This is a genomic window from Acinetobacter sp. NS-4 (assembly GCF_037402435.1).
Classification (GTDB): Bacteria; Pseudomonadota; Gammaproteobacteria; order Pseudomonadales; family Moraxellaceae; genus Acinetobacter.
The window spans coordinates 1-14,855 of sequence record NZ_JBBEUE010000030.1; the positions used below are offsets into that span (position 1 = coordinate 1).

At 43.4% G+C, this 14,855-nt stretch carries 11 protein-coding genes; 8 read left to right on the forward strand and 3 right to left on the reverse strand.

Translation table 11 applies throughout. From position 1 onward, the window contains the following. Positions 1 to 641: 641 nt before the first annotated feature. The 6 genes from WAE57_RS15440 to WAE57_RS15465 all read left to right on the forward strand — a co-directional run bounded on the left by WAE57_RS15440 (position 642) and on the right by WAE57_RS15465 (position 8,711). Complete coding sequence (locus WAE57_RS15440; protein WP_337711251.1) at positions 642 to 1,556, forward strand: cation diffusion facilitator family transporter; 915 nt, start codon at positions 642 to 644, stop codon at positions 1,554 to 1,556. Positions 1,557 to 1,737: 181 nt separating this feature from the next. Beyond that, a complete protein-coding gene (locus tag WAE57_RS15445; protein WP_337711252.1) occupies positions 1,738 to 2,799 on the forward strand; it encodes an HlyD family efflux transporter periplasmic adaptor subunit in 1,062 nt (353 codons plus the stop codon). Continuing rightward, positions 2,796 to 5,552 carry a ribosome-associated ATPase/putative transporter RbbA gene (gene rbbA / locus WAE57_RS15450; protein WP_337711253.1) on the forward strand — a complete coding sequence of 919 codons (2,757 nt, stop codon included), beginning with the start codon at positions 2,796 to 2,798 and terminating at the stop codon, positions 5,550 to 5,552. The genes WAE57_RS15445 and rbbA overlap by 4 nt, the downstream gene beginning before the upstream one ends. A gap of 1 nt (position 5,553) precedes the next feature. Further along, complete coding sequence (locus WAE57_RS15455; protein ID WP_237788211.1) at positions 5,554 to 6,681, forward strand: ABC transporter permease; 1,128 nt, start codon at positions 5,554 to 5,556, stop codon at positions 6,679 to 6,681. A gap of 915 nt (positions 6,682 to 7,596) precedes the next feature. Further along, positions 7,597 to 8,223 carry an HAD family hydrolase gene (locus tag WAE57_RS15460; RefSeq protein ID WP_337711254.1) on the forward strand — a complete coding sequence of 209 codons (627 nt, stop codon included), beginning with the start codon at positions 7,597 to 7,599 and terminating at the stop codon, positions 8,221 to 8,223. A gap of 92 nt (positions 8,224 to 8,315) precedes the next feature. Beyond that, positions 8,316 to 8,711 carry a transposase family protein gene (locus tag WAE57_RS15465; protein ID WP_301436850.1) on the forward strand — a complete coding sequence of 132 codons (396 nt, stop codon included), beginning with the start codon at positions 8,316 to 8,318 and terminating at the stop codon, positions 8,709 to 8,711. A 432-nt stretch (positions 8,712 to 9,143) separates the two neighbouring features. Here the strand turns inward: WAE57_RS15465 and WAE57_RS15470 are convergent, their stop codons facing one another. Then, a complete protein-coding gene (locus WAE57_RS15470) occupies positions 9,144 to 10,022 on the reverse strand; it encodes a LysR substrate-binding domain-containing protein (RefSeq protein ID WP_337711255.1) in 879 nt (292 codons plus the stop codon). Positions 10,023 to 10,124: 102 nt separating this feature from the next. On the opposite strand from WAE57_RS15470, the gene trpB reads away from it, so the two are divergent. Both trpB and trpA read left to right on the forward strand, forming a co-directional pair. Then, entirely contained in the window at positions 10,125 to 11,336 is a 1,212-nt protein-coding gene (gene trpB, locus WAE57_RS15475; protein WP_337711256.1) for a tryptophan synthase subunit beta, read from the forward strand. Continuing rightward, positions 11,333 to 12,118, forward strand: a complete 786-nt coding sequence (trpA, locus tag WAE57_RS15480) for a tryptophan synthase subunit alpha (RefSeq protein ID WP_337711257.1) — start codon at positions 11,333 to 11,335, stop codon at positions 12,116 to 12,118. The genes trpB and trpA overlap by 4 nt, the downstream gene beginning before the upstream one ends. 334 nt (positions 12,119 to 12,452) lie before the next feature. Here the strand turns inward: trpA and add are convergent, their stop codons facing one another. Next, the gene (gene add, locus WAE57_RS15485) at positions 12,453 to 13,475 is read right to left on the reverse strand and encodes an adenosine deaminase (protein ID WP_337711258.1); all 1,023 of its coding nucleotides are present in this window, start codon (positions 13,473 to 13,475) and stop codon (positions 12,453 to 12,455) included. Between the two features lie 297 nt (positions 13,476 to 13,772). Continuing rightward, positions 13,773 to 14,474, reverse strand: coding sequence for a VIT family protein (locus WAE57_RS15490; RefSeq protein WP_337711259.1), 702 nt, complete (start codon positions 14,472 to 14,474; stop codon positions 13,773 to 13,775). Positions 14,475 to 14,855: the final 381 nt, after the last annotated feature.

Below are 14,855 nucleotides of genomic sequence, written 5' to 3' on the forward strand. Positions count from 1 at the left end.
ATATTGAATTATGCCATGTTTTAACTGGCTCAGCTTAGATGATATATAGGGTCTAAAAAATTAACTGATTGACTTATGCCACCGAAAAAAAGTAAAAAGAAATGGATCATATTTCCATGATGTATCCTTGCTTTTGTATAGTAAATAGCCTAAGTATTTAAATGTTTAAAATATTGCCCAAATGTTTTCAAACAAACAATCTCAATATGAGGAAAAGGGGGGAAAGAAGCCAAGTGAATCGCTAATGATTATTTTTTAAGATTTCCTGTACGCGTTCACTTCGCTGGTGAAGGATTTACCGGGTTGAAACCAGCCAACCAGGTTGACTTGGGCGCCGCATCAGCCGATCAGGCTCTTCAATCTGGCTCAGCACGTATCATGTGCGGTTGCCGGTAACATACCACGCATTTTTTAAAGCGCCTCAATCAGCTTAGTTCTCATGCAGCTTCACAGCTACACCGTGAGCCCGCCCACCATACAGAATAGAATTGGTTAACTATGTAGGGGAGGAAGTTTAAGGCTCCCTGCAGGTCCACCTAGGATGTCTTGTAGAAGAATAATAAACACTTGATAAAATTTATAACCCATCATACTGATATATAATCGATTACAATCAAGTAAACTGAGCGACTGGAGCAGCGATGTCTGTACAGCATTTCGATGATGATACCCATGAAGATGATTTAATTCATCCAGAACAGCGTGCGCAGGCAGCAAGTAAAACCACGTGGGTGAGTGTATTTGTCAACCTGTTTTTATCCATCTTTCAGATTGTGGTCGGCATTTTTGCCAAGTCCCAAGGCCTGATTGCAGACGGTATTCATACCCTCAGCGATTTGGTGGCGGACTTTATTGTTCTGTTTGCCAACCATCACAGTAAGAAAGAAGCCGATGAGGATCACCCTTTTGGCCATTACCGTTTTGAGACAGCAGCATCTTTTATTCTAGGCCTGCTGTTATTTGGGGTCGGGATGGGGATGCTGATTATGGCGACGAACAAAATTCTCAATCCAGAACAAATTCCCAAAGTACAGGCCGTTGCATTGTATATCGCTATGCTGGCTTTAGTAGGAAAAGAGTTTTTGTTTCGTTACATGCTGAAAGTGGCCAAAAAAGTCAAATCCAGTATGTTGGTGGCGAATGCGTGGCATGCCCGTTCTGATGCCGCTTCATCTCTGGTGGTGCTGGTCGGCATTGCCGGAAACCTGTTGGGTTATCCTATTCTTGATCCAATTGCTGCCTTGGTGGTCGGTTTGATGATTATAAAAATGGGCTGGGAATTTGGTTGGCAAGCATTAAGTGATCTCATGGACAGGGCAGCGGATGAACATGAAATCAAAGCAATAGAACAGACTTTTCTCTCCACTGCAGGTATTCAGGGTGTTCATAATATTCGGACCCGTAAAATGGGCGATATGATTATTGTGGATGCGCATATTGAGGTCGATGGCAATTTGAGTGTGCGTCAAGGACATGATATTTCAGTGAATGCGAGAAATCTGGTGATGAAGAAGCATCAGGTGATTGATGTCATCACCCATATAGATCCTGTTTAATTTATCTCGAGGCTATGGGGTACACAACTTAAGTAACTGGGCATTAAACCACAGTGGATTGACAGTGAAAAGTCGCTTCATCTGCTCCACTGTCACCTTGTGCTGCATAATGAGGGTGACACGACTGCTATAAAATAATTTTCAAAAATGTCTTTAGAATAAAATTTGGGTAAGCAGGCACATGAATATAAAGAAACTCGCTGTTGTCGGTGCAATTGTGATTCTGGGGCTGGTGGTCTATCTGGTCTGGAAAAATATGACCCAGCCGGATACACAGGCTTTAGTCAGTGGTAATGGGCGGATTGAAGCGACTGAAATCAATATCTCCAGTAAGTTGTCCGGACAGCTGGAAGAAATTTTGGTGCAGGAAGGAGATTTTGTCGAATCAGGCCAGGTTTTGGCACAAATTAAGGTTTCTGCCTTGGAAGCACAGCTGCGTGAAGTTCAGGCCCAGCAACGTCAGGCACAGGATGGTATTGCGACTGCAGAAGCCCAGGTGGCCATGCGTATCAGTGAAAAAGCTGCAGCCGCAGCCATGGTCGAGCAGCGTGAAACCGAACTGGTCGCTGCCAAAAACCGTCTGGCACGAACCGAAATTTTGGCCAAAGACGGGGCAGTCTCTAAACAGCAGTTGGATGATGAGCGCGCCGATGTCAAAAGTGTTGCAGCCGTGCTGAGTGCGGCAAGAGCACAAGTGGACAGTGCACAAAGTGCGATAGTGGCAGCGCGCAGTCAGGTGTCGAGCGCACGTTCGCAAGTCGATGCCATCAAGGCCACCATAGAGCGGATCAATTTCGATATTGAAGATGCCCAGCTCAAGGCACCCTTGAAGGCACGTGTCCAGTTTCTGGTGGCACAGCCGGGTGAAATGATTGCCGCAGGCGGACGGGTCATGAACCTGATCGATCTGTCGGATGTTTATATGACCTTCTTCCTGCCGGAAACTGTGGCTGGCCGTATCGCGATAGGCAGCGAAGTCCGTATTGTGCTGGATGCAGCCAAAAATGTGGTCATTCCTGCTCGAGTATCGTTTGTCGCAGATACTGCACAGTTCACACCAAAGACCGTAGAAACTGAAAGTGAACGTCAAAAACTCATGTTCCGGATCAAGGCAAAAATAGATCCCGCCTTGCTACAGAAACATATTCAGCAAGTCAAAACCGGTCTTCCAGGCGTAGCCTATATCAAAATCGATGACAATGCTGCCTGGCCCGATTTTCTCAGCAATCTGGTTAAATCATGACAGCCTCATCTGTACAGGACACGATTGTTGCCGACATTCAGCAGGTCAGTCTGAAATACGGCAAAACCCAGGCCTTAAAGGACATTTCCCTGTCATTGCCTGCGGCTTGCATGATTGGTCTGATCGGTCCGGATGGCGTGGGAAAATCCAGCCTGCTGGCATTGCTGGCTGGTGCCAAGGTGGTTCAGCAAGGCCGCTTGATGGTGCTTGGTGGCGATATTGCTGACCGAAAGCACCGCAGAGAAGTCTGTCCACATATCGCCTATATGCCACAAGGACTTGGTAAAAACCTGTCCAAAACCCTCTCGGTTGAAGAAAATCTACAGTTTGTTGCCCGTCTGTTTGGGCACAATGCTGCAGAAAGCCGAAAACGTATTGATGCACTGACCAAAAGCACGGGACTGTATGACTTCCTTGATCGTCCGGCTGGGAAACTGTCCGGCGGTATGAAGCAGAAACTGGGCCTGTGCTGCTCCCTGATTCATGATCCGGACTTTTTGATCCTGGATGAGCCCACCACTGGGGTTGACCCCTTGGCACGTGCGCAATTTTGGGAATTGATCAACCGTATTCGTAACGTGCGGCCACAGATGAGTGTCATTGTTGCCACGGCGTATATGGATGAAGCGCAGGGCTTTGACTGGCTGGCGATGATGGATGCAGGCAGCATCCTGCAAACGGGTACACCGCAACAGTTGCTGGCCCAGACGGACAGCCATAGCCTGGAAGAAGCTTACATCAAGCTTTTACCGGAGGAAAAGAAACAGGGTTATGAACCGGTGGTGATTCCACCTTTAGCGGATGATGGTTCAGATGGCTATGCCTTGGAAGCCAAGGATCTGACGGTCAAATTTGGTGATTTTACCGCAGTGGATCATGTCAATTTCCAGATTCGCCGCGGCGAAATATTTGGATTCTTAGGCTCCAATGGTTGTGGTAAATCGACCACCATGAAGGTCTTAACCGGATTGCTGGAAGCTTCGGAAGGACAGGCTTGGCTGTTCGGGCAAACGGTGCAAGGCAGTGATATTGCCACGCGCAGGCGTGTCGGTTATATGTCGCAATCCTTTTCACTCTATAGTGAACTGACCATTATTCAGAATCTGGTGTTGCATGCCAAGTTATTTCATGTGCCGGCAGAGCAGATCGCATCACGTGTGCAGCAGATGTTGCAGCGTTTTGACCTGATGGAGCTGAAAGACAAATTGCCTGACGATTTGCCGTTAGGGATCAGGCAGCGTTTGTCACTGGCGGTAGCACTGGTGCATAATCCGGAAATTCTGATTTTGGATGAGCCAACTTCCGGTGTAGACCCGATTGCCCGGGATAAGTTCTGGCATGATCTGATCACTCTATCGCGCAAAGATGGGGTCACCATCTTTATTTCCACCCACTTTATGAATGAAGCCGAGCGCTGTGACCGCATGTCGCTGATGCATGCCGGACGGGTGCTGGACAGTGCCGCACCGGCACAATTGATGAAAAACCGGCAGGCTACGACACTGGAACAGGCCTTTATTGGCTATCTGCTGGATGCTGGTGCAGGCAGCCAGCCTCCCGCAGAAGAAAAGCTGGAGAGTCGTTCAGCCGATCAACCGCCCGCCAAGATGCCGCAAAGAAAATCCAGCCGATTCAGCCTGCAACGCCTGTTTAGTTATGCCTGGCGCGAATTGCTGGAACTGGCCCGTGATCCGATTCGTGCCACCATGGCGCTGGTCGGCTCGATTATCCTGCTGTTTGTGATGGGCTACGGCATTACCATGGATGTGGATGATCTGACTTTTGCGGTGCTGGATCGTGACCAGACAGGGCTAAGCCAGAATTACAGCATGAGTATTGCCGGTTCGCGTTATTTTGTCGAAAAGCCTCCTTTGCAAGACTATGACGATTTGGATCAGCGCATGCGCCGCGGCGATATTTCTTTAGCCATCGAGATTCCGCCCGGTTTTGCCCGCGATGTGGCCCGGGGTGAAGAGGTCAAGATTGGTGCCTGGATTGATGGAGCCATGCCACAGCGTGCCGAAACGGTTCAGGGTTATGTACAGGGCATACATGCACACTGGTTGATGCAGCAGGCCCTGCAGCAAAGCGGCTATAAAATCTCGAGTACGGTCAATGTGGAAACCCGATTCCGCTATAATCCGGATATCAAGAGTCTGCCGGCGATGGCACCAGCCTTATTTCCGCTGCTCATCCTGCTGATTCCAGCAATGTTGACAGCGCTTTCTGTGGTGCGTGAAAAAGAGCTAGGTTCCATTGTCAATTTATATGTCACCCCGGTCACCCGCAGTGAGTTCCTGATCGGCAAGCAGATTCCCTACGTGGTGCTGGCCATGCTGAATTATTTCCTGATGTGCCTGATTATTGTGGTGATATTTGATGTGCCGATTAAAGGCAGTTTTCTGACCCTGACCTTGGCTTCATTATTATTTATTATTTTTTCTACGGCTACGGGTCTATTGGCCTCCGCGCTGACCAAGAGCCAGATTGCTTCGATGTTTCTGGTGATGCTTGGCACGCTGATTCCGGTGATGCAGTTTGCCGGTATTATCAATCCTGTCTCTGCTCTGGAAGGCTTTGGTCGCTGGTTTGGTGGGATTTATCCTGCTACGCATATGGTGAATATCAGCCGTGGCGTGTTTAACAAAGCTTTAGGTTTTGAGGACTTGCATCAGTCTCTTTGGATCATTCTGCTGTCGGTGCCTGTCATTATGTGTGCAGCAATCCTTGCGCTAAAAAAACAGGAGTCCTAGGATGTTCAGCCAGAAAATACAGAATATCTACCAGCTCGGTTGCAAGGAATTGTGGAGCTTATGGCGTGATCCGGTCATGCTGATCCTGATCATCTACACCTTTACTGTGGCGATTTATACAGCGGCTACCGCTATGACCGATAGCCTCAATATGGCCCCGATTGCGATTGTGGATGAAGATCATTCGACCTTGTCCGAGCGAATCACTTCGGCAATGTATCCGCCTTATTTTATTCCACAAAGTACTGAACTGAATTATATGGATGCCGGAATGGATGCCGGTGAGTTTACTTTTGCCTTAAATATTCCGGTTAATTTTCAGGAAGATGTGCTGGCAGGAAATGAAGCTGTGATTCAGGTCAATGTGGATGCCACACGCATGTCCCAGGCGATGATCGGGGCAGGTTATATTCAGCAGATTGTACAGGCCGAAGTCAGTGAATATCTGCTGCATAGCAGGGAGGTCAACAGTATGCCAGTTGAGCTGGAGATGCGTGCCCGCTTTAACCCGACGCTGGACCAAAAATGGTTCGGTAGTATCATGGAAATCATCAATAACGTGGCGATGCTCTCTATCATTCTGACTGGAGCAGCTTTAATCCGGGAACGTGAACACGGTACGGTGGAGCACCTGATGGTGATGCCAGTGACGGTGTTTGAAATTATGATGTCCAAGGTCTGGTCCATGAGCCTGGTGGTATTGCTTGCGGCTTTTGTCGGACTAAAATTGGTGGTGCAGTTCGCTCTACAGGTTCCGATCGAAGGCAGCTTGTTACTCTTCTTCTTTGGTGCGTTATTGACGCTGTTTGCCACAACTTCGATGGGAATCTATCTGGCCACCATGTCGAAATCGATGCCACAGTTCGGTCTATTGATGATGCTGATTCTGATTCCGATGGAAATGCTCTCAGGCGGGATGACTCCACGTGAAAGTATGCCAGAGTATTTACAGTATTTTATGCTGATTGCACCGACCACGCATTTTGTCGAGCTGGCCCAGGCTATTCTATATCGAAATGCCGGGCTGAATATCGTTTGGCCGTCGTTTCTCTGGCTGGTTGGAATTGCCGTGCTGTTTTTCTATGTGGCCTGGAAACGCTTTAAAGACACGATTCATACCATGACCTGAGCATAACCAAGGGCGAGTAAATATCAGTATTTTTAAATATTGTTAAGTTTCCCGTAAAGATAGCTGTGCTTGGGACGTCATCAAACTGATGTGATACTAGCAAGATTTCACTGGGACTGAATGTACTGAAAATAAAGATGCTTTTTGAATAGCCACCATTCTCCTAGACAAATTTAGTCTATTCTTGGACTGCCACCACTCTCCTAGACAAATTTAGTCTATTCTTTTTGCATAGGGGAGAACATTATGAGTGGACAATAGATCTCTTTCATAAATTAAAAAATGTTCAATATTAGATTTTTTTAAATCAGTACGGCCTCATTTGATTGATTTAATTTTTTTTCCTTTTCGTAGGCAATCTCTCTACTTTTGAAAGGTCAAAAGTAGACAAAAACCTTTTGTTTCCCATACACGACTTCCTTGTCGTGATGGGAAACGTGTAGCATCCATGCCACACTCATGAATCTAATATCGACTATAATCTATTTTCAATTTTGGCTTTACGAACAATTTTTAGTTTCTAAAATGATTTATGAAAGAAGCCCAATGATATACCCAACCCATTCAGTTTTGCTGACTGGATGAACTGAGGATCAGAAGGCTTCTTTGAGTCGATTTATTTCATATGCAGATTATGCATGAATGTTAAAAATTCGACGGTACAATAGTTAACAACAATAATTAGATTATTTTTAGATTTCTTTAAAATTATTAGGGGTTGTCCTCATTTGATAAATAGCTCAAAAAAATGACTATTTAGATGTTTAAAATTGAATGTTTAATGAAGAAATTGCTGATTTATTAAACAAGATACAAAGCAATTTGCTTCGTTAAATGAAATGAGGACACGCCCTAGCTACTGCTAAATTTGTTTATGATGATTACAATTAAGTATGTTTTTATTAAATTGATTCTATGACTTCCAGAAATAATCTTCCTAAAGTTATTGCTTTTGATGCCTTTGGTACACTTATGCAAATTGGGCAAAGTAGATCACCTTATCTAAAATTAATGAAATGGCTCAAAGATAATGGTCGAAAGCCTAAATCGAATGATGCTTCAGTGATTATGTCAAATTATGTTGACCTCGCTCAACTAGCACAAATTTTTGGAAAAAGAATTCCAGAAGATCTACTTCAAGAACTTCACGAGGATCTCGAATTTGAACTACAAACAATTAAAGTTTATGAAGATGTAATACCTACATTAATGGAACTAAAGAGATTAGGATTTAAATTAGCTTTGTGTTCTAACTTAGCTAAACCATATGGTAAAGCGCTAAGTCCTTTACTCCCATATTTTGATGTAAGTATATTGAGTTATAAGGTTGGTGAAATTAAACCTAACACTCAGATATACAATATTTTGATTGAAAGATTAGGATGTCAAATGAGTGATGTGCTATTTATAGGCGATCATCCTTATTTAGATGTAGAGAAACCATTACAATTAGGTATGTCTGCAAAATTAATTGATAGAAAAATTCATCAGACAATCCGAGATGTTCTTTCTAGTATTATAAATTTAAATCATCTTACTTAGATCATTAGATCTCTTTCATAAATTAAAAAACGAGCAGCTTTTTGATTGATATTTGTACTCTAACTTTTTTAGTATTCGTGCATAATCTGCGGATGAAATACATTGATTCAAAGAAGCTTTCTGAAACACAGTTTAAGCGATATATAGGCATCTCATGGTCAACCTTTTATTTAATGGTTGAGCAATTGCAGAAGCATGTTCCAGCTAAAGGCAGACCACCCAAGTTAAGTGTGGAGGATCAGGTTCTGCTCTGTCTGAGCTATTGGCGGGAATACCGAACCTTATTTCACGTTGCTACGAGTTATGGGGTTTCAGAGCCTACAGCCTCAAGAATTGTACGTCATGTTGAAGATTGCCTGATTCAGTCCAAGCTGTTTAATTTACCGAAGAATTTGCCCGAAGGCGAAGGCATAGACTGGAATGTGGTGATCGTGGATGCCACAGAAATTCCAATTCAAAGGCCTAAAAAAACAGAAGAAAAACTATAGTGGCAAGAAAAAGACGCATACCTTTAAAGTACAGGCCATCATCCATTATAAAACTCAGCAAATTCTGAGTTTATGCACTGATCACGGTATGGTGCATGACTTCGAGCTATTCAAACCAGATTCTTTCTTGTGCTTTTATCCTTGCCGATAAAAGCCAAAAGGTACTGTAAACTGGATCCTGAACTCAACAAAAGAAGAATCGGGATCGAGCATGTATTTGGTCACCTGAAGACCTTTAAAATCCTTGCTGGACGTTACCGAAATAGAGCTAAACGACTGAGTTTGAGATTCAGTTTAATTACTGGAATCTATAACTTGGAGTTGAGTCAAAAATGATTTATGAAAGAGGTCTAATCACCATTATATTAAATGGCACTTAAATCCATCCTACAGTAATGAAATCTCCCTAATCGTAGCTAATCTCTAAAGATCTCATCTGATCTCATTCTGTAACCAATTCACAATATTCATAACATCACTGTTCGCACTATTTTTTCTTACTATCGCGTAGAAGTTATAGTCGCATTCTATGAACCCAAAAGGCGCAATAATCCTTCCATTCAAGATTTCTTTTTCTACTAAAATTTGAGGCGCTATCGCAATCCCCAATCCGGAAACAGCAGCCTCTATCATTAAATTGAGACGATCAAAATAGCGATCATTCCATTTAGTCTGAACGTTCAGATTGGATCGTTCAAACCAGATAGGCCAGGCATTCTTATTAGAATGGGTATGCAGTAATGGGTACTTCAAGAGATCATTGATTGTATTCAAATGATAGGTTTCACCATTACAAACAGGCCCCATGTGATCCGGAAATAAAAGGTATTTATCCAAAGAGTCAGGTAGCATCTGATTTAAACTTAAGCTATTGATAAAAATATCAATTTGTTCTTTTTCCAGTAGCTTTAAGTCGTTACAGGTCATTAATTTAATATGGATATTGGGATAAACGATTTCGAGTTCCTCTAAGCGTGGAATCAGCCAATTCGCCATAAAACTATGAGATGCTCCGATCACAATTTCCATTTCTGAAGTTTTGTTACTTAACTCAAAGACACATTGTTCTAACTCATTGAAAAAATGAGTACAAAGAAGGGATAAGTCTTCTGCCTCTCTGGTGAGAGAGATCGTTGATGAATGCCGGATAAAGAGTTTTTTATTCAACCACTCTTCCAACTGTTTGATTTGATGGCTAACCGCACTATGAGTTACACATAATTCTTCTGCAGCCAAGCTGAAACTTTTATGTCGCGCGACTGCTTCAAATGCTTTCAGAGAATTTAAGGGTGGTAAGGTTCTACGTTTCATGCTGTAAATTTTTCTAACATCATGAGCTAAAAATATATCAATTATAAGAAAAATGGAAATATTTTAAGATTCAGTAAATTTTTATGCTTGAAGAGAGATGGAATGACAACTCCTTATACCGGTCAGGGTCCTGATAAATCTGGTTTTTTTGGGAAATTTGGCGGCTGCTATATGACAGAGAGCCTGATGCCTGCCCTACAAGATTTAGAACACGCATTTAATATCATCCGGCATCAACCTGAATTTTGGACTGACTATCGACAAATTTTGACGGACTTCGTAGGTCGTCCTAGCCCTCTGTTTTATGCAAAAAATCTAACAGCGTATGCAGGGGGAGCCAAAATATATCTCAAGCGAGAGGATTTGAACCATACCGGTGCCCACAAGATCAATAACTGTGTGGGACAAATCTTGCTGGCTAAATTCATGGGTAAAACCAGAATTATTGCAGAAACTGGTGCTGGACAACATGGCGTTGCCACAGCAACGGTCTGTGCGCTGTTTAAGATGAAGTGCACGATTTATATGGGTGAAACTGATATTCAGCGTCAGCAGCCCAATGTTGACCGCATGAAATTACTGGGTGCTGAACTCAAAGGCGTAAAAAAAGGCCGTGGAACCTTGAAAGATGCCATGAATGAAGCTTTGCGTGATTGGATCAGTAACGTAGACACGACTTACTACCTGTTGGGAACAGGTGCAGGTCCCCATCCTTATCCAACCATCGTGAGAGAGTTCCAAAAAATTATTGGTATAGAAGCGAGAAATCAAATCCTCCTCAAAGAGAATAAACTCCCTGATGCTTTGGTTGCCTGTGTGGGTGGTGGATCAAACGCATTAGGACTCATGCATTCCTTTCTACAAGATACTAATGTCAAAATGTTTGGGATTGAAGCCGGTGGAAAAGGGACAGATAGTAGTGAGCATGCTGCCTCGATTTCAAAAGGTCGAGTCGGTGTCCTGCATGGTAATTTGACTTACTTACTACAAGATTCAGATGGACAAATTTTAGAAGGACATTCTATCTCTGCAGGACTGGATTATCCTGGGGTTGGTCCAGAGCATGGCATTCTGTTTGAAACAGGTCGCGTGACTTATGCAGCGGTCAATGATGAAGAGGCCGTGCAGGCCTTCCAGTTGTTGAGTCAGCAGGAAGGCATTATCCCGGCATTGGAAAGTTCTCATGCCATCGCATATGCCATCAAGCTCGCAAAAGAAATGCAGCCGGAGCAGACCATGATCGTCAATTTAAGTGGTCGAGGTGACAAAGACTTAGACACAGTCAAAAAATATCTTGCAGGAGCAACCGCATGAACCGTTTAGATCAAAAACTAGCGCAATTAAAACAGGAACATAGAAGCGGTCTGGTCTGTTATTTTACGGCTGGAGATCCTGACTTTAATGAAAGTTGTCGTCTGTTTAGTCAATTAGGACAAGCCGGAGCTGATATCATCGAAGTTGGCATTCCATTTTCTGATCCTGTTGCAGATGGAGAGACCATCCAAGCAGCCCATCTCAGGGCGCTCAGTGCTGGACAAACCGTACATCAGACAATTGAGTTGGTTAAAGCAGTCCGTCTACAGGATGACACAACTCCGATTATTTTTATGACCTATTTAAATCCGATCATGCAATATGGTTTCGAGAAACTGGTTGAGGATACCGAAAATCTGATTGATGGGATCATGATTCTGGATGCGCCCTATGAATATCGGGAACAATTTAAACTGCGATTAACTGAAAAAAATATGCATTTAATCGCAATGACTGCACCCACTACTCCTGTTGAGCGATTGGAACAAATCTCAGTAAGTGCGACAGGATTTTTATATCATGTTGCGGAAAATGGCCTCACCGGAGGCAATTTTAATCTACCCAATCTTGAAAAAAAGATCGCTGAAATCAAACCCATTTTTAATATCCCGATCGCCATTGGCTTTGGGATTAAAAATGAAAGTCATATGAAAGCTTTGGCCAAGAAAGTTGATCTGGTTGTGATCGGCTCAGCACTGGTTGATACTTTCTTTAAGCAAGGTGTGGATGCGACATTAGAAAAAGTAAAGAAATTCGCACAGGTTCTAAAAGAGAAATCTTAATTTTTGAACCGGTAAATAATTTTTTCTTCATGATCATCAATAGAGCACTTATGACCTAAAGAACAGGATCCCTATTCTTTAGGTCATTCTCAAATATGCATCTCAGTGATGATGTGTTTCAGCCAGCTCTAGAGCATTTAAATCGAGTTGCTCCAGTTCTACCAACTGCTTGTTGAGTAAATCAATCAAATCATTTTCATCAGGATTCATCACAGATTGGTCAGCGAATTGATCATTTGGATTGATCAGTCTTTGTATCGCTGGTCATTATCGCAATAAAGTGAATGAGTTAATGGATGCAAAGCACATGTAGTGATTAAAGTAGAGCACGTGGTTAATAGATTCCTGAAAAGGCGTTACGCTGCGATACTTTCTCTTGAAGCTGCTGTTTTTCCTGAGCAGATAAAAAGGCGATGCTCAAACCGTTTTGCTGCGCTTGTCGGATTTGTGTTTCGGACAAGCCTGCCTGTGCTGCTGCGTGTAAATATTCATGTTGAATATCAATGCCTTCAACCGCAGGGTCGTCACTGTTAATCGTAGCTAAAATGCCATGTTCAAGAAAGGTTTTAAGCGGATGTTGAGCAATATCGGCAACGGTACAGGTTTGCAGATTTGAGGTAATGCAGGACTCAATCCCGATCTGATGTTCAACTAAATAATCCAGTAATTTTGCATCTTCCACAGCTTTCACCCCATGACCGATACGGGTTGCACCGAGGGTTTGAATCGCTTGCCAAATACTGCTTGCACCTGCGGCTTCGCCTGCATGGATACTGATGTTCCAGCCTGCATCACGAGCTTGCTTGAAATGATCAATAAACAGTTTCCCTGGAAAGCCCAGTTCGTCACCTGCCAAATCTAGTGCGGTAATCTGGTCACGATGAGTCAGTAAGGCATCCAGTTCTTGCTGACAGTGAGCTTGCCCAAAGGTACGACTCATAATACCGATGAGCTTAGCAGGAAGATCAAAGTCACGGCTGCCTTGCTGAACGCCATCAATCACGGCTTCGACTACGCTAGCCAGTGGAAGTTGATGGCTCATCGCCATATAAAAGGGTGAAAAGCGCAGTTCGACATAGTCCAAACCTTGCTGTGCTGCATCTTGCATATTTTCCCATGCGACACGGCGGCAGGCTTCCAAATCACCCAAGACTTTCACGCCCCAATCCAGTTTGTTTAAGAAACTCAGTAGGTCGGGCTGATTGTTCATGACCTGAACATGCGGCAGTAGTTCGGGCAGGGTGTTGGCAGGTAGTTGAATCTGAAATTGCTGCCCCAGTTCTAAAATGGTTTGCGGACGGATATTGCCATCTAGGTGGCGGTGTAAATCGGTGAGCGGGATATTTTTATCAATCATTATTATTCACTTAACGGTTTATCCAGTCAAAAAAAGCGTGATGTCTTCACAGCATAATCGCAAGTAGATTCATTAGGCTACTGCATAATCATATATGCTGTAGTGAAGGCGATATTTTAAAAGAGATAAGCCTTTATTAATGGGTTATGGAGTTCTATCCATCGCTGATGGACTTGAACAGTGCTAAGAACATACTTATGCTTGGGCATAATCTAGCAGTAGGAATCACCGTCCTTAAAGGGCGGTGAGGATTTCAAATTCATCATGGAGAGAGTGCGGAACATATAAAAAGCGCTCTTATGCCATGCTCACATTAAATAATGATCCGATCCAGGAGCTGAATAACATCGCGATAATGCCCCAAAGCATCACCCGAATTGAGCCTCTCCAGATACTGACTCCGCCCACATAACTGGCCAGTGCACCCATAACGCCAAGACTTAATACCCCAATCAGCATGACGCCTTTCTCTAAGTATTGGTCAGGCAGCAGCATAATGGAAATTAAAGGAAAGAGTGAACCGATTGTAAATGCAGTGGCTGAAGAAAATGCAGCGCGAAAGGGCTGGGCAGAGGTATGATCTAAAATACCAATTTCATCACGAGCATGGGCATCTAAAGCATTATGTGCGGTCAGCTGGCGGGCGACTTCTTCAGCTAAAGTGGGTTGTAATCCGCGTTGTATATAAATATTTTTTAACTCATTCAATTCATGTTCGGGATGGAGTTGCAGTTCACGTTGTTCCATCTCCAGATCATTCTGTTCAATGTCTTGCTGAGATTTAACCGAAATATATTCACCCGCAGCCATTGATGCAGCCCCAGAGATCAATCCGGCAATACAGGTCACCAGTAGGGTATGTGTAGATGCGCCACTGGCTGCAATTCCGACCACGAGACTGGTGACTGAAATAATCCCGTCATTTGCCCCCAGCACCGCTGCACGTAACCATCCAGCACGTTCAATATAATGTTTTTCGATATGATAAGAATGGCGCACAATAAACTCTCTTGCTGTTATCCACATGATTATAGTCAATATAGGATGACGAAACCTTAATTGAGCGAGACAATAGCGAATATAATCCCTATCCATACCTAATTCTTACCATTTTGAATAACTGCTTTAAATACCCATCAATCCAGGACTGCATCCATATTCAGGCTTGATATCATTGGTATTTCGTTCACTGGCAATCAAATTAAGATTCAGATAATAGGTCTCTTTCATAAATTAAAAAATGTTCAATATTAGATTTTTTTAAATCAGCACGGCCTCATTTAATTGATTTAATTTTTTTACCTTTTCGTAGGCAATCTCTCTACTTTTGAAAGGTCAAAAGTAGACAAAAACCTTTTGTTTTCCATACACGACTTCCTT